This is a genomic window from Amycolatopsis sp. w19 (genome assembly GCF_051373225.1).
GTDB classification, from domain to species: domain Bacteria; phylum Actinomycetota; class Actinomycetes; order Mycobacteriales; family Pseudonocardiaceae; genus Amycolatopsis; species Amycolatopsis japonica.
In genome coordinates, this window is sequence record NZ_JBPQFM010000021.1 from 69,272 (window position 1) to 89,532 (window position 20,261).

19 protein-coding genes are annotated in these 20,261 nt (G+C 69.9%); 16 read left to right on the forward strand and 3 right to left on the reverse strand.

Features of this window, described 5'->3' with window-relative positions; genetic code table 11:
• Positions 1 to 184: 184 nt before the first annotated feature.
• Positions 185 to 601, forward strand: coding sequence for a DUF3040 domain-containing protein (locus ACSMFO_RS32050; protein WP_073846732.1), 417 nt, complete (start codon positions 185 to 187; stop codon positions 599 to 601).
• Positions 602 to 765: 164 nt separating this feature from the next.
• Here the strand turns inward: ACSMFO_RS32050 and ACSMFO_RS32055 are convergent, their stop codons facing one another.
• The 3 genes from ACSMFO_RS32055 to ACSMFO_RS32065 are packed head-to-tail and all read right to left on the reverse strand — an operon-like array spanning position 766 to position 5,642.
• Positions 766 to 3,276, reverse strand: a complete 2,511-nt coding sequence (locus ACSMFO_RS32055; protein WP_436461575.1) for a transglutaminaseTgpA domain-containing protein — start codon at positions 3,274 to 3,276, stop codon at positions 766 to 768.
• Positions 3,273 to 4,547 carry a DUF58 domain-containing protein gene (locus ACSMFO_RS32060; RefSeq protein ID WP_436461576.1) on the reverse strand — a complete coding sequence of 425 codons (1,275 nt, stop codon included), beginning with the start codon at positions 4,545 to 4,547 and terminating at the stop codon, positions 3,273 to 3,275. The genes ACSMFO_RS32055 and ACSMFO_RS32060 overlap by 4 nt, the downstream gene beginning before the upstream one ends.
• A gap of 18 nt (positions 4,548 to 4,565) precedes the next feature.
• Complete coding sequence (locus tag ACSMFO_RS32065; RefSeq protein ID WP_436461577.1) at positions 4,566 to 5,642, reverse strand: AAA family ATPase; 1,077 nt, start codon at positions 5,640 to 5,642, stop codon at positions 4,566 to 4,568.
• 271 nt (positions 5,643 to 5,913) lie between these two features.
• Between ACSMFO_RS32065 and ACSMFO_RS32070 the strand changes: the two genes are divergently transcribed.
• The 15 genes from ACSMFO_RS32070 to mraY all read left to right on the forward strand — a co-directional run bounded on the left by ACSMFO_RS32070 (position 5,914) and on the right by mraY (position 20,260).
• Complete coding sequence (locus ACSMFO_RS32070; protein ID WP_037343168.1) at positions 5,914 to 6,267, forward strand: hypothetical protein; 354 nt, start codon at positions 5,914 to 5,916, stop codon at positions 6,265 to 6,267.
• 4 nt (positions 6,268 to 6,271) lie between these two features.
• The gene (locus ACSMFO_RS32075) at positions 6,272 to 6,808 is read left to right on the forward strand and encodes a DUF3558 family protein (RefSeq protein ID WP_084098351.1); all 537 of its coding nucleotides are present in this window, start codon (positions 6,272 to 6,274) and stop codon (positions 6,806 to 6,808) included.
• Positions 6,809 to 6,816: 8 nt separating this feature from the next.
• Positions 6,817 to 7,395, forward strand: a complete 579-nt coding sequence (locus ACSMFO_RS32080; protein WP_436461578.1) for a PPE domain-containing protein — start codon at positions 6,817 to 6,819, stop codon at positions 7,393 to 7,395.
• Positions 7,392 to 8,144 carry an ESX secretion-associated protein EspG gene (locus ACSMFO_RS32085; RefSeq protein ID WP_436461579.1) on the forward strand — a complete coding sequence of 251 codons (753 nt, stop codon included), beginning with the start codon at positions 7,392 to 7,394 and terminating at the stop codon, positions 8,142 to 8,144. Before ACSMFO_RS32080 ends, ACSMFO_RS32085 begins: the two co-directional genes overlap by 4 nt.
• 52 nt (positions 8,145 to 8,196) lie before the next feature.
• Positions 8,197 to 8,715 carry a YbaB/EbfC family nucleoid-associated protein gene (locus tag ACSMFO_RS32090; RefSeq protein ID WP_436461580.1) on the forward strand — a complete coding sequence of 173 codons (519 nt, stop codon included), beginning with the start codon at positions 8,197 to 8,199 and terminating at the stop codon, positions 8,713 to 8,715.
• Positions 8,712 to 9,035 carry a type VII secretion target gene (locus ACSMFO_RS32095; protein WP_038516452.1) on the forward strand — a complete coding sequence of 108 codons (324 nt, stop codon included), beginning with the start codon at positions 8,712 to 8,714 and terminating at the stop codon, positions 9,033 to 9,035. Before ACSMFO_RS32090 ends, ACSMFO_RS32095 begins: the two co-directional genes overlap by 4 nt.
• A complete protein-coding gene (locus ACSMFO_RS32100) occupies positions 9,032 to 10,063 on the forward strand; it encodes a WXG100 family type VII secretion target (RefSeq protein ID WP_436461581.1) in 1,032 nt (343 codons plus the stop codon). Before ACSMFO_RS32095 ends, ACSMFO_RS32100 begins: the two co-directional genes overlap by 4 nt.
• Positions 10,056 to 10,649 (forward strand): hypothetical protein, encoded by a 594-nt coding sequence (locus tag ACSMFO_RS32105; RefSeq protein WP_436461582.1) that lies wholly within the window; start codon positions 10,056 to 10,058, stop codon positions 10,647 to 10,649. The genes ACSMFO_RS32100 and ACSMFO_RS32105 overlap by 8 nt, the downstream gene beginning before the upstream one ends.
• A 698-nt stretch (positions 10,650 to 11,347) precedes the next feature.
• Positions 11,348 to 11,779, forward strand: coding sequence for a division/cell wall cluster transcriptional repressor MraZ (gene mraZ / locus ACSMFO_RS32110; protein WP_005156436.1), 432 nt, complete (start codon positions 11,348 to 11,350; stop codon positions 11,777 to 11,779).
• 204 nt (positions 11,780 to 11,983) lie between these two features.
• Entirely contained in the window at positions 11,984 to 12,943 is a 960-nt protein-coding gene (gene rsmH / locus ACSMFO_RS32115) for a 16S rRNA (cytosine(1402)-N(4))-methyltransferase RsmH (RefSeq protein ID WP_038516446.1), read from the forward strand.
• Positions 12,940 to 13,650, forward strand: a complete 711-nt coding sequence (locus ACSMFO_RS32120) for a hypothetical protein (RefSeq protein WP_436461583.1) — start codon at positions 12,940 to 12,942, stop codon at positions 13,648 to 13,650. Before rsmH ends, ACSMFO_RS32120 begins: the two co-directional genes overlap by 4 nt.
• Positions 13,650 to 15,578: a peptidoglycan D,D-transpeptidase FtsI family protein gene (locus ACSMFO_RS32125; RefSeq protein WP_037343188.1), complete on the forward strand. Its 1,929-nt coding sequence runs from the start codon at positions 13,650 to 13,652 to the stop codon at positions 15,576 to 15,578. Before ACSMFO_RS32120 ends, ACSMFO_RS32125 begins: the two co-directional genes overlap by 1 nt.
• Before the next feature lie 571 nt (positions 15,579 to 16,149).
• Positions 16,150 to 17,655: a UDP-N-acetylmuramoyl-L-alanyl-D-glutamate--2,6-diaminopimelate ligase gene (locus tag ACSMFO_RS32130; RefSeq protein WP_360133147.1), complete on the forward strand. Its 1,506-nt coding sequence runs from the start codon at positions 16,150 to 16,152 to the stop codon at positions 17,653 to 17,655.
• Positions 17,652 to 19,178, forward strand: coding sequence for a UDP-N-acetylmuramoyl-tripeptide--D-alanyl-D-alanine ligase (locus ACSMFO_RS32135; protein WP_436461584.1), 1,527 nt, complete (start codon positions 17,652 to 17,654; stop codon positions 19,176 to 19,178). The genes ACSMFO_RS32130 and ACSMFO_RS32135 overlap by 4 nt, the downstream gene beginning before the upstream one ends.
• Complete coding sequence (gene mraY / locus ACSMFO_RS32140; protein ID WP_016332673.1) at positions 19,175 to 20,260, forward strand: phospho-N-acetylmuramoyl-pentapeptide-transferase; 1,086 nt, start codon at positions 19,175 to 19,177, stop codon at positions 20,258 to 20,260. Before ACSMFO_RS32135 ends, mraY begins: the two co-directional genes overlap by 4 nt.
• Position 20,261 lies beyond the last annotated feature (1 nt).

Genomic DNA, 20,261 nt, shown 5'->3' on the forward strand with positions numbered 1-20,261 from the left:
GTCGCCTTCGGGAGAGCCGAGTCGGGTGGTTTCGCCCAATTCGATCCCTTCTGGATACGGGATCGGGTAGTCGGACGAGCGCGGGGCTCGTATCCTGGACAGAGACACCCCGCCTGGGGTTGTCTGTTGGGTCCATGACGTTGCGCGGCCCGGCGCCCGCGACAGCTGTGCCGGAGGAGGAAAGATGCCACTCTCCGAGCATGAGCAGCGGCTGCTCGATCAGATCGAGCGCGAGCTCTATGCCGAGGACCCCAAGTTCGCATCCACGGTGCGAGGCACCCGGTTGCGCCGCCCCGCCCGCCGACGGCGTTTGCAGGGCATCGCCCTGTTCGTAGTGGGCGTCGCACTGTTGGTGCTCGGCGTGGTGGTCAACATCCGGGTGGCCGAGATCCCAGTGATCAGCGTGCTCGGGTTCCTCGTGATGTTCTTCGGAGTCATGATGGCCGTCACATCGATTCGGCAAGGAGCCGAAACGGAGGGCGGTAAGGACAGCGGTGGCCCGGGTGGCGGCGGAGGTGGCGGCGGCAAGTCGTCCACGCGCCGGAGCTCGTTCACCCAGCGCATGGAAGAGCGCTTCCGCCAGCGCTTCGAGGAGCAATAGCTCTCACACACGCGAACATGCCGACAGGGCGACGCCTTGTCGGCATGTTCGCGTTGTCATGCCCCGGCAGGCGGGGGCTGAAGGACGCCTTCCCCGCATGAGACGCGGCGAAGGGCGCTTTCCCTGCATGAGATGCGGGGAAAGCGCCCTTCAGCCCCAGTCGGCTACTTGTCCCGCCGCCGCAGTGAGCGCGGGAACAGGCGGCCCTTCCACGACATCGGCGCGTTCCGCTTCAGGCTCTTGCGCACCTCGTCGAAGGCCGGGCCCAGCGTCTGGTCGTCGGCCGGCTTGTCCGAGTACCACGATCGCTCCACGACGCCGATGACCGTCCGCAGCCCGGAGCGGCCCTCCTCGTCCAGCCGGTGCTTCTCGACGACCTTCCGGCCCGCCACGCGCACCGTGTCGCCGCCGGACAGCGGCAGGCCGCGGTCGGCGCACTCGTCCATCAGCTCGCGCCACGCCGCGTCGGCCGCGGCGGGGGAGCGGGACGCGATCTTCTGCAGCCGCAGCCGCCGCTTGATCTCCCGGATCGCCGTCGGCGTCCCGAGCCCGCCGAGGACGACCACCAGCGCCAGCGCGAACCACCACGACACCCACGCCGCCAGGAACGCGAACGCCGCCACCCACAGCGCGATCGCGATCAGCGGCAGCCAGTTCGTCACGTTCTGGTTGTCGAGGAACCCGTGTTCCGGTTCCGGCGAGTCCGGGGAGGACGACGGCCGCATCAGCGCCCGGTATCTCAACCGTGACCGCACGATCGCGACCACGGTCAGCGCGGCCGCCAGCCCGCCGAGGATCCCGGCGAGGATCGCGGGCCACAGCGGCTCTTCCTCCTGCTGGCCCGTGCCGCCGTCGGCACCGAGGTCCTCGCCCTGGTCGCGGGGGGTGCCGGTGGCGGGGGCGCTGGACGCGGGCGCGCTCGGCACTTCCTGCGTGTCGTTGGTCGTGGAGCTGCCGGCGTCGTTCTGCAGGTACGGCGGGACGACCGCGCGGCCGTCGAGCAGCGGGGTCGGGTCGAAGCTGACCCAGCCCTTCGTCTGGAAGTAGACCTCGACCCAGGCGTGCGCGTCCTCGGAGCTGATCGAGACGTGATCGCCCTTCGGCGTCCCGGAGGTGAAGCCGATGGCGACCCGCGACGGGATGCCGACCGCCCGCAGCATCACGGCCATCGCGGACGCGTACTGCTCGCAGAACCCGCGTTTGCCGTTGAGGATGAAGTCGGCGAGCGCGTCGGAGTCGGTGGCGTCGGCGGTCTTGGTGTCGTACACGAAACCGTTCTGCGCGGTGAAGAACGACCAGAGCGCCTGCGCCTTGTCGAAGTTGTTCGACTCGTTTTCCGTCAGCTGCTTGGCCTTCGCGACCACGCGGGGATCGACGCGGTCGACCTGGGTGAACTGCGGTGGCACCTCGGCCAGGCGGGCGTCGTCGAGCCGGAGTTCGTCCTTCGACGGTTCCTTGATGGACGCGGTCTCGGTGTAGGCGGGCGCGTTCTGCTTGGTCGTGGTGAACACGGCGCCGCCGACCGGGTCGTACAGCCAGTTGTCGGCCAGCCCGTTGAGCGCCCTCGGCGCGCCGTAGATCGGCAGCCAGTTGTCGACCCAGTTCGTCGGCTCGATCCGGATCTCGCGTCCGGGCCCGGCGCCGTCGTCACCCGGAGCGGGCGGAAGCCCCTTGTTGGCCTGCACGCCCTGCTGGGCACGGCCGTTCTGCGCCAGCCCCCAGCCCTTGTTCGGGGTGTAGGTGTCCAACGTGAACGCGCGCAGCAGCCGCTTGTCCGCGCCCAGCCCGTAGACCTTGAACAGCTCCACGTTCTCGCCCTGGTCGAGCAGGCCACGCAGCTGGGTGAAGGGCTCGACGCCGAAACCGCCCGCGCCACCGCGGCCCGAACCCTGGCCCCCGGGAAGGCTGCCGACGGTGCCGACCCCGGTGACGGCGGTGCCGATCACCAGGCCCATCGCGATCGCGGCGGCCACCACGCCGACGGGCGCCGACAACGTGCTCGCCGAATTGCCCAGCCCGGGCGCGTCCCGGTTGCGCCAGCGGCGATGCCGGTGGTTGCCGTCGACGGCGAGCAGGCCGGCGAACGCGGCCGCGCCGAGCAGGAACGTCCACCACGGCAGCATGTCCTCTGCCAGCGCGGCCGGGACGGCGTACACGCACAGCAGGACCAGTCCGGTCGCGGCGGGCGCGGCGGCGGCCACGGCCAGCGTGTCGACCAGGACCGCGACCAGGCCGATCGCGATGGTGATCAGGCAGAGGATCGGCGGGGTGCCCTCGACCGGGGGCAGGCCGACGCGGATCTGCTCGGCCGCGGCGGCGAGGACACCGCGCAGTTCTTCGAGGGCGTCCGGGCCGGGGAAGATCTTCAGGATCCCGCTGGTGGTGAACGCCCCGGTGATCAGGAGCAGCAGCACCAGCAGCTGCGCCAGGCCGACGACGATGGTCGGCGCGCGCAGCGAGCGCAGGGCGAGGCCGGTCGAGGCGATCAGCACGACGGCGACCAGCAGGTAGCCGAACCACGCCCAGCCGGAGACCACGCCGGTGAGCGAGGTCGAGGCGAACAACGTGGCGAGCCCGGCGGCGACCGGCGCGAGCACGCTGCTCGTCCAGACGGGCGGCGGAGCGGAGGGCCGCGGTTTGGGGGTGTGCTGCAGGGGCGGCGCGGTCGCGGTCACAGGCCGCCTCCGATCAGCGTGCCCCGGCGGGTGGCCGTCTGGCAGAGCTCGGCCCAGACCTGCGGCATGGGCGATCCGGGACCGGCGACGACGACGCCCCAGCCCGCGGCTCGCAGCAGCGCCACCGATTCCTCGGTGGCGGCGGCACGGTTTTCGGGCCGGTTGACGCCGGACGACCAGCCAGGGGTGTCGAGCAGCACGGCGAGGCTCCGGATCCCGCGCGGGCGGTACCGGGACAGCTCGTGCACGGATTCGTTGCTGACGGTGCCGAGCACCGCGATGAGTTCCTGTCCCTCGGCCGGGTCGTGGCCGAGGGTGATGTCGCGCTGGTGCGCGGGCTGGAGCGCGGCGAGCACGTCGAGCACGATGTTGTCGTAGTGCTCGCCACCCTCGCCGGGGGTGTCGGCCAGGGTCAGGCCGTGTTCGGTGATCAGGCGGACCCGGTGCCCGGAACGCCGCAGGTGCAGCGCCACGGAAGCGGCGAACGAGACGGCCCATTCGAGGCTCGCCGCGGGGCCGGTGCCGTGGTGCGCGGCCGCGCGGTGGTCCAGCAGCACCGTGGTGCCGCCGCGCCACGGCCGTTCCTCGACGCGGACCATGATCTCGTCGCGGCGGGCGGTCGAGCGCCAGTGGACCTTCCGCAGGTCGTCGCCTTGGCGGTACTGCCGGACGATCACGTCCGACTCGCCCTGCCCGGCGTGCAGGCGGATGCTGCCGTCGTCGCCCGCGCCGATCCCGGCGCCGCTGGGCAGACCCCACAGGCCGACCACCTTCGGCACGACGACCAGCCGGGAATGCGCGATCAGCTCACGTTCGAACTCGCACAGCCCGAACGGGTCGGTGATCGTCGCCCGCAGCGGGCCGACCTGCTGGATCCCGCGCAGCACCGGCTGCAGCGGATACCGCAGCGCGACCCGGCGGTCGTGGGGGAGGCGTTCGACGACGAACCGTGGCCGCGAACCGAGCGCGTAGGGCACGCCGTCTTCGAGCAGCACCTCACCGGCCGGGAGCCTGCCGTTGCGCCAGAGTTCGAGCTGGACCTCGCCCGGCGAGCCGACCGAGACCCGCTCCGGGCGCAGCGAGCGGGCCGCGCCCAGCCGCAGCCGGGTCGCCGAGATGAAGAAGGCGACCAGCAGCGGCAGGGCGATCACGAACACCGCGACCCGCAGCAGATCCCGTTCGTTGAGCACGAACGAGCACGCCGCCGCGGCGACGCCGGCGGCGAGGAGGCAGCGGCCGCGTGTGGTCAGGCCGGACAGAGCACGCAGCATGGCGCTATTCCTCGTGTGTCAGCGGTTCGAGCCCTGCGGAACGGGAACGCGGTGCAGGATCGCGCGGACCACGTCGGTGGCCGACCGGCGGGCGGCGTGCGCCTCGGTGGTGAGCACCATGCGGTGGGCCAGCACCGGGACCGCGACCGTGTGCAGGTCGTCCGGGACGACGAACTCGCGGCCGGAGAGCGCGGCCTGCGCGCGGGCGGCGCGGACCAGCTGCAGGGTCGCCCGCGGCGAGGCGCCGAGGCGGATCTCCGGCACCTGACGGGTCGCGGCCACCAGGTCGACGGCGTACCGGCGGATCTCCGGCGACATGTGCACCGAGCGCACCGTCTCGATCAGCCGCTGCACCGACTCGCGGTCGGAGACGGGCTCGAGGTCGGCCAGCGGGTTGTGCCCGGCGTGCTCGTCGACCATGGCCAGCTCGGCCTGCTGGTCGGGGTAGCCGATGGACACCCGCGCGGTGAACCGGTCCCGCTGGGCCTCGGGCAGCGCGTAGGTGCCCTCCATCTCGATGGGGTTCTGGGTGGCGATCACCATGAACGGCTCTTCGAGGTGGTAGGTCGAGGTGTCGACGGTGACCTGGTGCTCTTCCATGCATTCGAGCAGGGCCGACTGCGTCTTCGGCGAGGCGCGGTTGATCTCGTCGCCGACCACGATGTTCGCGAACACCGGACCGGGACGGAACTCGAACTCGCCGCTCTGCCGGTTGTAGATGGACACCCCGGTGACGTCGCTGGGCAGCAGGTCGGGGGTGAACTGGATCCGGCTGACGGTGCAGTCGATCGAGCGGGCCAGCGCCTTCGCCAGCGAGGTCTTGCCGACCCCGGGGACGTCTTCGACGAGGAGGTGGCCTTCGGCGAGCAGGGTCACGAGCGCGATGCGGATGACGTCGGGTTTGCCGACCAGTACCCGCTCCACGTTGGCGGCGATCCGCCGCGCGGTCTCGTGCAGTTCGTCCAGCGACGCTGGGGCTTCACGGCCGTTCTGCCGACCGCTTACCGAGCCGGCGCCCGTGGGGTACGGGGCTTGCCCGGTTGCCTGCTCGCCCTGGTGTTCGCCGGGCGTCGCAGACTGGATTCTCGACGTCACTCGACCTCCTGATGCCGCGTGGCTGGATTTCCGCTGGGTCCTCTGCCGGACCGTTCAGTCCCCCGGGCAGCGGTCAGCCTCCCACGAAGTGTGTCAAACTCGGGCGAACTCGTGGGGGGAACCCCGCCAACCCCAGTCGATGACTCTGTGCAACCAGAGACCTTACCTCGATCGGGTGAGGTGAGCGCGTTTTCGGGTGCTCCCGCTGACACCTTGTTTTGTCGTATGCTCCGGTGCGAGGTCGCTCGGCTACGGAGAGGCGTAATCGCATATGAGCGAGGTGAGTACCGCCAAACCCCGGTTCGATCTGAGCGGGTTCGCGGTCGCGCCGGAGCTGGCCGCCGACGCCCACGTGAAGATCTCCGCCCTGCAAGACGTGGTCGGCCAGATGGTCCGCGAGGCCAAGGTGCTCGGCCGCACGGTTCCCCTCGGCGGGGGATACGCGGACGAGGTCGGCAAGTTCATGGCGCAGTACGGGATCGGCGCCGAAGGCTCCGCGGTCGAGGCGCTCACCGCGTTCGGCAAGGAACTCGAGGCGCTCAAGAACCGGATCGAGAAGGCCCTGGCGAAGTACACCCGACAGGATGAACAAGCGGCGGCGGATGTGGATTGTGTCGGCGGCTGACCCCATGAAGTCCGGTCTTTCCGCGCTCGGCGTCCTGGTCGTCCTCACGGTGTCCGCCTGCGGGCAGGGGGCCGCAGGCCAGGCGCCGGTTCCGGCGGCCGACGGTGCCCCGGCTCCCGCGCCTTCGTCCTCGGCGCCCGCGCCGGATCGTGGCGTGGATCCGTGCACGCTGCTCGACCCGAAGGACAGGTCGACCGCCGGGATCAACGTGCTCGGCGTCGCGAAGGAGATCAACGGCGCCCGCGCCTGCGACTGGACCGTGCCCGCCACGTTCGGCGTCACCATCACCGTGGACGAGAAGAACGGCCTGGCGGATCTCGAGGTCGCGCGCAAGACCGCCACCAAGACCAAGGTCGGCGGCCGGAACGCGCTGAAGGTCGCCGACAAGAAGGCCGCCGACGGGACCTGTGCGGTCCTGCTCGGCATGGGGGAGAAGGCGAGCGTCCAGATCGACGTGAGCAACACGAACTTCACCGACACCCCGCTCGCCTGCGAGCGCGCGGTGACGGTGGCGGGATTGGCCGAACCCAAACTGCCGTAGGAGTGACAGTGCCTGAAGGAGAGACGCCGGGACGAGAGGTCCCGGTCGCGGCCACGCGATACGAGGCGTACAGCCACGAAGCGCTGGCCGCCGAAGTCGAAGCGGGCAACGACCCCGAGGCCGCGGGCGGTATCGGCGCCGGCTGGGACGCGCTCGCGCGGCGCATGCAGGACGCGACGTCGGAACTGGCCGGGCTGGTCGGCAGCAGTGAGGAGAACTGGCGCGGGGAAGCGGGCGACGCGCTCCGCGAGGTGCTGGCGACGGCGTCCGGCTGGCTGGCCTGGTCCGCGGACCTCTCGTCCTCGCTCGGGAAGGCCGTGTCCGGACAGGCCGAGGCGGCCGCGCGGGCCCGCGCCGACATGCCGCCGCCGGTGGACTACGACCCCGGCGCGATGATCCGCGGTGCCGCGGCGGGCGGGAACCTCGCGCTCCTGGCCGCGCTCGCCGACGCGATGGAGGCCAAGCACGCGGAAGCCGAAGAGGCCCGACGCAAGGCCGTCGACGTCATGAACACCCGCGATGCCTCACTGCGTTCGCTGACCCCGCGGGTCTCCTTCGGGAAACCGCCCGAGCTGGGGCGGTCTTGATCCGCGTTTCCGCGTCGGCGTTCGACGTCCTCTGGACCGATCTGGGACACGCGGCCCCGCCATGGCCGCTGTCCGTGCGCAGCGTCGGCACCACGGAAGCGGAACGCGCCGAGATCCGCGGCGCGGTCTACGACAACCTCGCCGAACGGGGCCTCTATGACGGGGACCGGCTCGACGCCGCCCTGGAAGCGCGGCTGGACCTGCTCGCGCGCGCCGAGGTCTACGTCGAATGCGAGGCGTTGGCCGACATGACGGCTCCGGCACCTTTCCGCGCGGTCGCGGCCGCGCGGGGGCGGCACGGCGTGCTGGCCACGCAACCCGAGCAGACCATCGCGCTCTCCGGGATCGGCGACGGCGAGGTGTTCGGCGCGATCGTCGACGTCCTGCCCGAACTGCGGCCCGGCCCCGGTTACGGCATCAGCCTGCCCGCGGCGCGCTTCGGCGACGCCCTGGAGGATCCGGTGTTCGGCGACGGCGGGCGATCGTCGGCTTCGGACGGTCAGCTGCGCGAGGTGCTCGCGATCCAGGCGCGGCCCGTCTACAGCGCGGGCCAGTTCACCGTCCGGACCCGCGACCGCGACGGCCGGGCGCACCGGGCGGGCGGGCTGACCTGGTTCGACACCGACGTCGGCGCGTACTGCGCGGCACGCACCGAGGGCCGCGGCGGGCAGACGTGGGTGAACGTGTCCCCTGTGGACGGTCCCCGGCTGGCCGCGCGACTGGCCTCGCTGCTCGACCCGGACCGCTAAGTTGTGACGAGTCGAAAGCCTGAGGGGGCCTTCGGGAAGTGGGGGTTTCGGAATGAGCGTGCCATTCGGTGGCCGAGTGCGGGATCCGCAGGAGTGGATGCGGGAACAGGAGCGGTGCAGCGCCGCTCTGCTCGCCAAGGCGGAACAGGCGAAGGCCGATCTGGAGAACAACGTCGTCACGCTGAGCAGCCCGGATCGGCTGGTCACCGTGACGGTCAACCCCGGTGGGGGACTGACGTCGCTCTCGCTGTCCCCACAGGCACAGGAGCGTCCGCCCGCCCAGCTCGCGTCGCTGATCATGAGCACCTACCGCAAGGCGACGACGCGCGCGGCGGACCGGACGCTGGAGATCATGGCCGGGCTGACCGGCGAAGACTCCGACGCGGTGGACTTCATCAAAAGCACCCTGCCGCCGAGGGAAGGAACGCAGCCCGCTCCGGAACCGGACGACTCCGCACGCTTCGGCGTCCCGGCCGAACCGCCGCCCGCTAAACCCCGGCCGCCCCGTCCCGTGTCCGATGAGGACGACGGCGAGGACTTCCAGCACGTCGACTGGACCGGCCGCTCGTGAGCGGGCCGGGATACGGCGTCTCGCCGGAACGCCTCAAAGCGCACGCGGACCAGGTCACCGACCTCGCCGACCGCATCCGCGGCGCGGCCTCGGCGGCGAACCAGGTCGGGATGGGCGGCTTCCAGGGCTATGGCCTGCTGTGCGCGGTGCCCGTCGGCGGGGTCCTTCAGCTGGCCCAGGGTGACGCGGACGAGCTGATGACCAGCGCGGCGAATCTCGGCGACGCGTTGTCCGATGCGCTGAGGAAGGCGGCCACGGACTACACGAAGATCGACGACGACGCGGCGCAGCTCGGCCGGGACCTGGGGAAGAAGCTGTGAGCGAAGACCTGATCGCGAAGAAGGAAGACGACAAGAAGTACTTCAAGGGCTCCGGTCTCGGCGACAGCATCGAAGGCTTGGTGGGCACCCTCAACCCGAAGCCCGACGAAGACATCGACGCGTTCGCGCTCGCGATGGACGGGGTCTCCGTCGGGCTGGACGCCCTGTCGATGGTCTTGAATCCGCTCGGAGAACTGGTCAAGGCCGGTGTCGGCTGGCTGATGGAGAACCTCGACTTCATCCGAGAACCACTGGAGATCCTCACTGGCGACCCTGACCTGGTCCAGCGAGCGGCGCAGACCTGGAACAATATCGCCGTCGAACTCGAAGCCGTCGCGGGTGACTACGAAGGTTCATTGAGCACGACATCCGGATGGGACGGTGACGCGGCCATCGCCTACCGGCGCGTCGCGCTGCAGTACACCCAGTCGCTCCGCGATGTCGCCGCGGAAGCGAAGGAATCGGCGCGGTGGATCACCACCGGGGGGATGGTGGTGGCGACCGCGCGGGCGCTGATCTTCGACATCATCGCCACCTTCATCAGTGATGTGATCACCCGGGCGCTGCTCGCGCTCGCGTCGTCGTGGTTCACCTTGGGCGGCTCGGTCGCCGCTTTCACCGCGAGTGTCTTCGCCGATGCGGTCACGGTCATGGCGAAGATCCAGAAGAAGCTGGGCAAGCTGCTGAGCGCCATCCAAAAGTTCGTGAAGAGGTTCGAAGGATCGAGCGACCGGGCCGGAGAAGCGGCGCGGGCGCTCGGGCGGAAGTCGTCCGAACTGGGGCGTGAAGCGAACAGGGCGATCAAGGCGAGCGACGAGACGCTGGACGCGCTCAAGGGTGACAACCTCAAGTACCTCCGTACCGCGAAGGAACGGATGGAGACCACCGTCAGGGGAAAGATCGCCGACAACACGGGTCTGAAGATCGGCAAGGAAGCGGGCAAGGCGGCTGCCGAGAACCGGGAGCAATACGACGGTGGGTCGGCCAAATCCGGCCGGATCAGCGGATCGCTCGACGACGATGGCTGAGCCGGTCGAAGTCGGGGAGCCACCGACCAGGAAGCGTCGAGGCCGGTCCGGCTTGAAGATGGTCACCGGTGTCGTCTTCGCGGTGCTGGGTGTGTGGTTCATGGCTTCGCTGGGTTCCGCGTTGGAAATCAGCCAGGTGCACGACGTCGACAGGTTCGGCACGGCGCAGGTCAAGGGGTGTCATCGCACCCCGATGGCGCTCTGGATGACCCATGTCTGCGAGGCGGAGGTCAAATGGGATCGAGAGCTGCTGGGCAAACCGCGGGTCTCGTCCACGACGATCGGATCGTCCACCGATCTTTCCGGTGTCGTGGAGGTCGTGTCCTATAGATGGGCGGGGCGGCATGGGGCGCTTCACTACGCCACACTCCCGGTGGACCGGCCGCGGGCTCCGTTTTCCTATGGATGGTGGATGTTCTTCACCTTCGTGAGCCTGATCCCCGGGTATGTCGCCGGCTGGTTCGTGGGCAAGGGCATCGACCGGCTCCTGCCGGAACCGAAGGAGAAGCCCAAGGACTGGCGCGGCGTGAGCCGTCGCGCCATACCCGGGATGAACGGACGCCGTCGCAAGCGCAACCGCGGCTGACCTCGTGAGTGGTGAGGACGGTTAGAACCGTCCTCGCGCGACCAACTCTGTACCGGCGTTTCTTACTCGCCGTGGTCTTGCGGGGTGCCGGCGTTGACCGGTGTTGTGAAAGCCACTTTCGCAACGTTGAAGGTTGCGAAAGTGGCTTTCGCAACGTCAGCCGTTGCCGTGCCCGTACCACCCTGGCGATCACGTCGCGAAAGCCACTTTCGCGACGTCTGATGTCCCGAAAGTGGCTTTCGCGACACGCCTCCCCGAACCTTCACGAACCAGGACACCCTCGGCAGGAACCGTCACTAGGACGGGACGGAGTCCTTTGTCGACCCGGGGTCATGGGATGACCCGACGCCACCCTCCACTGTGTCCTCGGCCGTCCCCGCCGGCCCCACCGGATTCCCCACTTTCACCCCCACTTCGCGCCACAGCAGGGTTCCGGCGGCCGATATCCGGACGTGTCAGGCATGGATGAGGTTGCTTCGATACCCGCCCAGGGGGATCTTGGCCACCGTCCCCCACCGAGCCCCCACCAGGCCCCACCTGGCTGACCAGCGAAAACGTCTGACACGACGGAGTGGTCGCGGCTTTTGCCGCGTTGACTGTGGTGAAAAGTGGGGTACGGTGGTGCGCAGTGGGGCAGAAGGGAGCCCCGTGGCCGGGCTTGGTTGTTCGCAGCCGAGATCGGTAGGGAGGTGGAGCCGGTGTTCCTCGGCACCCACACCCCGAAACTGGATGACAAGGGGCGGCTCACGCTGCCCGCGAAGTTCCGCGACGCGCTCGCCGGTGGGCTGATGGTCACCAAGGGACAGGATCACTGTCTCTTCGTCTTTCCCCGGGCCGAGTTCGAGCAGATGGCGAGGAAGGTCGCCGACGCCCCGTTCACGAACGAGGCGGTCCGGGCCTATCAGCGTTATCTCTTCGCCGGGACGGACGAACAACGCCCGGACGGGCAAGGACGTATCGCGATCGCGTCCGAGCTCCGACGCTATGCCGGGCTGAACAAGGAGTGCGTGGTGATCGGGGCGATCACCAGGCTGGAGATCTGGGACGCCCAAGCGTGGCAGGGCTACCTGGACGAACACGAGGACAGCTACGCGAAGGCTCGAGAGGAAGTTCTGCCGGGCGTCTTCTAGACGTGACCGAGGAAGCACCCACGCCGTCGGGGGGCGCGGGTTCACGCTTCGGACACGCCGGGAACCGTCCACACGGATGCCGTGAGGCCTCTGTCCGCTCAGTGGCCCTGGTACACCTTCCCCGGTACCAGGTCAGCAGGCGGGCGGACAGGGACCTGACGGCATCCGGCATCTTCCCCGGCACTACAGGAAAGGGGGGAAGACATGGCAGACGAACACGAGCACGTTCCGGTGCTGCTCGACCGCATCGTCGAACTGTTCGCGCCGGTCTTCTCCGACCGCGAGGCCGTGCTGGTCGACGCGACCGTCGGGCTCGGCGGTCATTCCGACGCGCTGCTCACCGCGTTCCCCCGGCTGCGCCTGGTCGCCCTCGACCGTGACCCCAACGCGCTGGAGCTTTCCGCGAAACGGCTTGCGCGGCACGGTGATCGTGTCGACTTCGTGCACGCGGTCTACGACGAGATGCCGTCCGCGCTGCAGGGTCTCGGACTGTCCAGAGTGGACGGGATCCTGTTCGACCTCGGGGTCTCCTCGATGCAGCTCGACCGGGCCGAGCGCGGTTTCGCCTATTCCAAGGATTCCCCCCTCGACATGCGCATGGACCCGACCACCGGGTTCACCGCGGCCGACGTGCTCAACACCTACGCCCCCGGCGAGCTGATCCGGATCCTGCGCGACTACGGCGAGGAACGTTTCGCCCAGCGGATCGTCAAAGCCGTTGTGGCGGAACGGGAGAAGGAACCCTTCACGCGCAGCGGACGGCTGGTGGAACTGCTGTACGACGCGGTCCCCGCCGCGAGCAGGCGCACCGGCGGGCATCCGGCGAAGCGCACTTTCCAGGCGTTGCGGATCGAGGTCAACGGCGAACTGGAGGTGCTGCGGCGGGCGATGCCGAGGGCGCTGTCCTGCTTGGCCGTCGGCGGCCGCATCGTCGTGGAGTCCTATCAGTCCCTCGAAGACAGGCTGGTCAAACAGGCCTTCGCGGAACTGGCGAAATCCCGGACGCCGGAAGGGCTTCCGGTGGAACTGCCGGGCCACGGCCCGGAACTGAAACTGCTCACCAGAGGGGCCGAGAAGGCCGGCGAGGCGGAGACCGAACAGAACACGCGGGCCGCCTCCGTGCGGCTACGGGCCGCCGAACGGATCGGAGACCGAGCACGATGACCGCTCCCGCGAAGTCCCGCGGCCGCCGGACACCGCCGCCCGGACGGCGTGCCCGCGCGACCGCCACCGCCGACCAGGCGACCGACACCACCGAGACCACGACGTCCCGCGCCTCCCGTGGCCGGACGTCGGCGGCCGAGCGTGCCTACGCCCGCCGTGCCCAGCGCGCCGACCTGCTGCAGCGAGACCAGCAGCGCAACCGTCCCGACGCGGAAGGCGGCGCGGGCAAGGAAGAGCCGAAGAAGAAGCTCAAGCTGCGCTGGCCGCGTTCGCGCGCGTCGTTCGTGCTGATGATGATGGGCATGCTGGCCGTCGGTGTGGCGTGCACGTTGTGGCTGACCACGCAGGCCATCGCCGATTCGTACCGGCTCGAACAGCTCCGCACGACCAACGCCGGGCTCGCCGAGGCGAAGGAACGGCTGCAGCGCGAGGTCGCGAAGGCCGAGTCGCCCGCGTCGCTGGCGCCCAAGGCCAGGGAACTGGGCATGGTGCCCGGCGGCGACCCCGCGCATATCGTGGTCGACCCGGATGGACAGTCCACTGTGGTCGGTGAGCCGAAGAAGGCCGAAGGGGAGGCGCCCGCCGCCTCGACCGAATCGACGGCGCCCCCGCCCGCCGAGGGAACGCAGCAGGGCACCCCGTACGAGGGCGACCAGCCCGCGGTGCCGCAGGAGAACGCGGCGACCCCGGCGCAGGGAGGTCAGTGATGTCGCCCGGCCGCCCGGCTCAGGCCAGGGCCCGGTCGGCGGGAAGCGCGCGGCGGACCTACGCCGCCGGGACCCGTCGTGCCACCGCCCGCCGGGGCAACGGCGGGAACCGGAGCCGGTTCACCGGTGTCCGGATCCTGCTGATCGTCGTGATGGTGCTCGCCGGCCTCAAACTGGTGCAGGTGCAGTGGTTCGAGGCCGGTGCGCTGTCCGAGGCGGCGGAACGGCAGCGGACGTCGGTGATCGAAAGTCCCGCGCAGCGTGGCTCCATTCTGGACCGCAACGGGACGAAGATCGCGTTCAGCGTCGAGGTGCGGACGCTCGCGGTGAGCCTGAACTGGCTCCACAAGACGATGGACGACTTCGCCGCGAAGAACCCGACCAAGGGCAAGAACTTCGAGTCCGAGGTGGCGGGCGCGGCGAAGCTGATCGCGGCCAAGCTGCCCGGGGTGATCACCGAGCAGGAACTGCTGGACAAGTTCCACAAGCCGGACGGCTTCACCTACCTGGTCCACGACATCGAACCTTCGGTCGCCGAGGCGATCGTCAAGGAATACCCGTGGATCAGCGTCGAGAAGCGTTCGAAGCGGGAGTATCCCGGTGACTCGGTCGGCGCGAACATCGTCGGCTACGCGAACTGGCGCACCGACGACAAGGACGTCTCCAAGCACAACCTGCACGGTGGCTACGGTCTCGAAGCCTCGCGGGACAACGATCTCGCCGGAACACCGGGCCGCAAGATCGTCAACACCCGGAACGGCAACGACAATCTCGTCATCCCGGGCACCGAACGGGACATCCAGAACGCCGTCCCCGGTTCGGACCTGCAGCTCACGATCGACACCGACCTGCAGTACGAACTGCAGCGGCAGCTGAGCGATTACGTCGCCAAGTCGAAGGCCAAGGGCGGCCAGGCGGTCATCCTGGACTCGAAGACCGGCGAGGTCTACGCGCTGGCCAACGACAAGACCGTCAACCTCAACGACCCCGCTTCGCGCAGCGAGACGGAGAACCTGAACAACCGCGCGGTGACCACGCCGTTCGAACCCGGTTCGGTGAACAAGATCGTCACCGCCGCGGGCGCGATCGACGCGGGGATCACCACGCCGGAGGCGTCCCTGCCGGTGCCGGGTTCGTTGCAGGTCGCGGACAAGATCGTCAAGGACGCCTGGCACCACGGCACCCAGCAGTTCACCACCACCGGCATCTTCGCGAAGTCGTCGAACGTCGGCACCCTGTTGCTGGCGCAGAAACTCGGCGAGGACCGGTACGCGGATCTGCTGAAGAAGTTCGGTCTCGGCCAGCGGACCGGGCTCGGCCTCCCCGGTGAGAGCCCGGGTGTCGTGCCGCCGCGCAACCAGTGGTCGGCCACGACCTTCGGAAACCTGCCGATCGGGCAGGGACTTTCGATGACCGTCGTGCAGATGGCCGGGATGTACCAGGCCATCGCGAACGACGGCCTGCGGGTGGAACCCCGGGTGGTCAAGGCGAAGGTCAACCCGGACGGGACCCTCGTCCCGGAGCCGGCGCCGAAGACCGTCCAGGTCATCAGCCCGCAGGCGGCGAAGACCGTACGCGAGATGATGCGCGCGGTGACGCAGAAGGGCCGCGGGCAGCAGAGCGGCACCGGGCCGAAGGCGGCGCTGGAGGGCTACCAGATCTCGGGCAAGACGGGCACCGGCCAGCAGGTCGACCCGCAGACGAAGACGTACAGCAACCATCTGTACAACATCACCTTCGCCGGGATCCTGCCCGCCGACAACCCGCGCTTCGTGGTCGGCATCCGGCTCGACGCGCCGGACGCCACCCTGCAGCAAGGACTCTCGGCCGCGCCGCTGTTCCACTCGGTGGCCGCGTACCTGGCGCAGCGGTTCCAGATCCCGCTGTCGGACGGTCCGTCGCCTCAGGTGCCGCTGGTGCTTTCCTGACGTGACACGCGTGTTTGGAGCCGGAACTCGCGTGCTTGAAGGCGGAACTCGATCATCCGTCCCGAGACACGCGAGATCCGGCTTCAGACACAGGAGATCCGGCTCCGGGCACGTGAGTTCCGACGTTGGGCACGCCGGTCGAGCGGCCTCAGTACCCGCGTTGCGAAAGCCACTTTCGCAACCTTGAACGTTGCGAAAGTGGCTTTCGCGTCATCGGGCACCGCGTCGGAACGTGATCGTCGCTGTGCGTGAACGGGCCTCCGCGCCGGGCGCCGTCCGGAATCACCGGTCCCGGCGCGTTCGAAGTCCTCAAGCGACAGTCGGAAGCCCTTGCGTGCCAAGGAGAGCCCGCGAAACCCATTACCACGAGCATGATCGCCGCGCTCACACCCCGCACCGCTTCAGTCACCCGAATGCCGCGCCGGTAACCTCCTTGGCTGTGTCGGTGCCTACTTCAGATCCCCGCAGCGGTCCCGCCGTCGAAAGCGGGTCCGGCGCGACGGCTGCCCAGGTCCCGGACAGCCCGGTCAAGGCCGTCGCCGCACCCCCTCGTCCGGCCAGGATCGAGCCGATGCCGCTGGGCACGCTGCTCGCCAGGGCGGGCGCCCGGCTCGTGGTGGGTGGCGACGACTACCCGGCCGCGGCCGAGCTGACGGTCACGGGCAGCACGCTCCGCGCCCAGCACGTCCTCCCCGGTGACCTCTTCGCCGCGCTCCCCGGTGCTCGCGCCCACGGCGCGGACTTCAGCGACCAGGCCATCGCGGCCGGCGCGGCCGCCGTGCTCACCGACGAGGCCGGTGCCGAGCGTCCGGTGCTGCGCGACGCCGGTGTGCCGATCCTGGTGCACCCGGACCCGCGGGCCGCCCTCGGCGAGATCGCCGCCTGGATCTACGGGGAGCCGTCGCTGGAGCTGTCCGTCCTCGGCATCACCGGGACGTCCGGCAAGACCACGACGTCGTACCTGGTCGACGCCGGGCTCAAGGCGGCCGGGCTCACCACCGGGCTGATCGGCACGGTCGAGACCCGGATCGCGGGGGAGCGCCTCGCCAGCGGGTTCACCACCCCCGAGGCGCCGGATCTGCAGGCCCTGTTCGCGGTGATGGTGGAGCGCGGCGTCACGCACGTCCCGATGGAGGTCTCCAGCCACGCGCTGTCGCTGGGCCGGGTCAACGGCACCCGCTTCGCGGTCGGGGCCTTCACCAACCTCTCCCAGGACCACCTGGACTTCCACAAGGACATGGAGGAGTACTTCGCCGCCAAGTCGCTGCTGTTCGACGGCCGGTCCACCGCCGAGGTGGTCGTCGTCGACAGCGCCTGGGGCCAGGCACTCCTCACCCCGCACACGGTGACCGTGTCCACCGAGCCGGGAACGGAGGCGCTCTGGCGCGCCACCGACCTCACTCCCACCCCGGCGGGGGAGCAGACCTTCACCCTCCACGGCCCCGAGGGCCTCACCGCCGCGGCCAAGATCCCGCTGCCGGGTGAGTTCAACGTGGCCAACGCCGTGCTCGCGGCCGCGATCCTCAACACCGCCGGTGTCCCGCTCGACGCCATCGTCGCCGGGCTCGCCTCGGTCGAGGTGCCTGGCCGGATGGAGCGGGTCTATCTCGGCCAGCCGTTCACCGCGGTGGTCGACTACGCGCACAAGCCCGCCGCGGTGGCGCAGGGGCTCGACGCGCTGCGTGCCCGCACCGAGGGCCGGATCATCACCGTCCTCGGCTGCGGCGGGGACCGCGACACCGCCAAGCGCCCGGTCATGGGCGAGGCGGCGGTCCGCCGCAGCGAGGTGCTGATCGTGACCGACGACAACCCGCGGTCGGAGGATCCGGCCGCGATCCGGGCGGCGATGCTGGCCGGTGCCCGCAACGCCGGACCGGCCTTGGGCGGCGAGATCCTCGAGATCGCCGACCGCCGGGAGGCCATCGTCCACGCGGTCGAGCTGGCCCGGCCCGGCGACATCGTGCTCATCGCGGGCAAGGGCCACGAGACCGGCCAGGAGGTCCAGGGTGTCGTGCACCCGTTCTCCGACCGGGAAGAGCTGGCCGCCGCCATCCGCAGACGTCTGGAGACAGTGTGATCGTGCTCAGCCTGGCCGAGATCGCCGCCATCGTCGGCGGGCGGCTGCATCGGACCGACGGGACCGCCGAGGTCACCGGAAGCGTCGAATTCGACACCCGTGAGGTCACCCCCGGAGGTTTGTTCATCGCGCTGCCCGGCGCGAAGGTCGACGGCCACGACTTCGCCGCGCGGGCGGTCGAGTCGGGCGCCGTCGCGGTGCTCGCGGCCCGCGAGGTCGACGCACCGGCCGTGATCGTGCCGCCGCTGGCGGCCGGCGAGGGGCACGAGCGGGCGTTCGCGCTGGTCTCGGACAAGGACGGGGCGGGTGCCGCGGTGCTGGCCGCGCTCGCCAAACTCGCCCGGCACGTGATCCAGAAGCTCGCGGGTGACCATCTGACCGTCGTCGGGGTGACCGGTTCGGCGGGCAAGACCTCCACCAAGGACATCATCGCCCAGCTGCTGGAGCCGCTCGGCCCGACGGTGGCGCCGCCGGGCTCGTTCAACAACGAGCTGGGCCACCCCTGGACGGCGCTGCGGGCCGACGACTCGACGCGGCAGCTCGTGCTGGAGCTCTCCGCCCGCGGGCCCGGCCACATCGCCGAACTGGCGGCCATCGCGCCGCCGCGGATCGGGGTCGTGCTCAACGTCGGCACCGCGCACGTCGGCGAGTTCGGCTCGCGCGAGGGCATCGCCAAGGGCAAGGGCGAACTCGTGGAGGCACTGCCGAGCGCCGAGGACGGCGGTGTCGCGGTCCTGAACCTCGACGACCCGTACGTCGCGGCCATGGCGAGCCGGACGAAGGCCCGGGTCGTGTTCGTCGGCGAGAGCGAGTCCGCGCAGGTCCGCGCCGTGGACATCACCCTCGACGACGAGGCGCGCGCGTCGTTCCGCCTGGTCACCCCGGACGGCGAGGCGCCGGTGAAGCTGCCGCTCTACGGCGAGCACCAGGTCGGCAACGCGCTCAGCGCGGCCGCTGTGGCCCTGGAGATGGGCTCGACGGTCGAGGAGGTCGCGGCCCGCCTGTCGAGCCTGGAGCGGCGCTCCGAGCGCCGTATGGAGGTCACCACCCGCGCCGACGGCGTCACGGTCCTCAACGACTCCTTCAACGCCAGCCCCGAGTCGATGCGGGCCGCGCTCAAGGCGCTCGCGTCGATGAGCGCGAACCGCCGCTCCTGGGCCGTGCTCGGCGTGATGGGCGACCTCGGCGAGAACTCGGTCGCCGCGCACGACGGCATCGGCAGGCTCGTCGTCCGGCTCAACATCGACAAGCTCGTGGTCATCGGCCAGGCCGCCGCGGCCACGCATCAGGGCGCCCAGCACGAGGGTTCCTGGGGCGAGGAGTCGGTACTGGTACCCGACGTCGAGGCCGCCATCGCCCTGCTGCATGATCAGCTCCGCGCGGGAGACGTGGTGCTGGTGAAGGCGTCCAAGGCCGCCGCCCTGTGGCGGGTGGCCGACGCCGTGCTCGCCGCTCCCGCAACCGAATCCCCTGTAGTAGCCCCTTCCCCCTCTCACGAACGCTCGAACGGTGGTGACGCGTGATCAGCATCCTGATCGCGGCCGCGGCGGGCCTGCTGGTCTCCATCCTCCTCACTCCCTATCTGATCCGGGTGTTCTCCCGGCAGGGCTTCGGCCAGGAGATCCGGGAGGAAGGACCGCAGGGACACAAATCCAAACGCGGTACCCCGACGATGGGTGGTGTCGCGATCATCGTCGCGATGGTCGTCGGGTATTTCGTGGCGCATCTGATCAGCGCGCTCAGCGGCGGCAACGGCACCGGCGGCCCGTCCGCCTCGGGGCTGCTGGTCCTCCTGCTGGCCGTCGGCCTCGGGCTCGTCGGGTTCCTCGACGACTTCATCAAGATCCGCAAACAGCGCAACCTCGGGCTGAACAAGACCGCGAAACTGGTCGGCCAGCTCGTGGTCACGATCGCCTTCGCGATCCTGGCGCTGCAGTTCGCCGACGAGCGCGGGCTCACCCCGGCGTCGGAAAGCCTGTCCTACGTGCGGGACCTCGCGCTGATCACCTTCCCGTCGGTGTTCTTCGTGATCTTCTGCTACATCGTCATCTCGGGCTGGTCGAACGCGGTGAACTTCACCGACGGCCTCGACGGTCTCGCCGGCGGTACCGCGGCGATGGTGCTGGCGACCTACGTCGTCATCGCCTTCTGGCAGACCCGCCTCTCGTGCGCGGTCACCCCGCAGGCCGCCTGCTACGACGTCCGTGACCCGCTGGACCTGGCGGTGGTCGCCGCCGCGGCCACCGGCGCCTGTGTCGGCTTCCTGTGGTGGAACGCCGCACCGGCGAAGATCTTCATGGGCGACACCGGTTCGCTGGCCCTCGGTGGCCTCGTCGCCGGACTGTCGATGACCACCCGCACCGAACTGCTCGCCATCGTCATCGGCGGTCTGTTCATGGTCGAGATGATCTCGGTGGTCGCGCAGATCGCCGTGTTCCGCACGACCAGGCGACGGCTGTTCCGGATGGCCCCGTTCCATCACCACTTCGAGCTCGCGGGCTGGGCCGAAACCACCGTCATCATCCGGTTCTGGCTGCTTTCGGCCATCTGCTGCATGTTCGGTCTCGGCCTGTTCTACAGCGAACAGCTCGGTCTCGGGGGTTAAG

Excerpts from the sequence above, each read along its gene's own strand:
- ACSMFO_RS32050 (WP_073846732.1), top strand. The coding sequence starts at position 185 with ATGCCACTCTCCGAGCATGAGCAGCGGCTGCTCGATCAGATCGAGCGC.
- ACSMFO_RS32060 (WP_436461576.1), bottom strand. The coding sequence starts at position 4,547 with ATGCTGCGTGCTCTGTCCGGCCTGACCACACGCGGCCGCTGCCTCCTC.
- ACSMFO_RS32070 (WP_037343168.1), top strand. The coding sequence starts at position 5,914 with ATGAGCGAGGTGAGTACCGCCAAACCCCGGTTCGATCTGAGCGGGTTC.
- ACSMFO_RS32075 (WP_084098351.1), top strand. The coding sequence starts at position 6,272 with ATGAAGTCCGGTCTTTCCGCGCTCGGCGTCCTGGTCGTCCTCACGGTG.
- ACSMFO_RS32090 (WP_436461580.1), top strand. The coding sequence starts at position 8,197 with ATGAGCGTGCCATTCGGTGGCCGAGTGCGGGATCCGCAGGAGTGGATG.
- ACSMFO_RS32105 (WP_436461582.1), top strand. The coding sequence starts at position 10,056 with ATGGCTGAGCCGGTCGAAGTCGGGGAGCCACCGACCAGGAAGCGTCGA.
- rsmH (WP_038516446.1), top strand. The coding sequence starts at position 11,984 with ATGGCAGACGAACACGAGCACGTTCCGGTGCTGCTCGACCGCATCGTC.
- ACSMFO_RS32120 (WP_436461583.1), top strand. The coding sequence starts at position 12,940 with ATGACCGCTCCCGCGAAGTCCCGCGGCCGCCGGACACCGCCGCCCGGA.
- ACSMFO_RS32125 (WP_037343188.1), top strand. The coding sequence starts at position 13,650 with ATGTCGCCCGGCCGCCCGGCTCAGGCCAGGGCCCGGTCGGCGGGAAGC.
- ACSMFO_RS32130 (WP_360133147.1), top strand. The coding sequence starts at position 16,150 with ATGCCGCTGGGCACGCTGCTCGCCAGGGCGGGCGCCCGGCTCGTGGTG.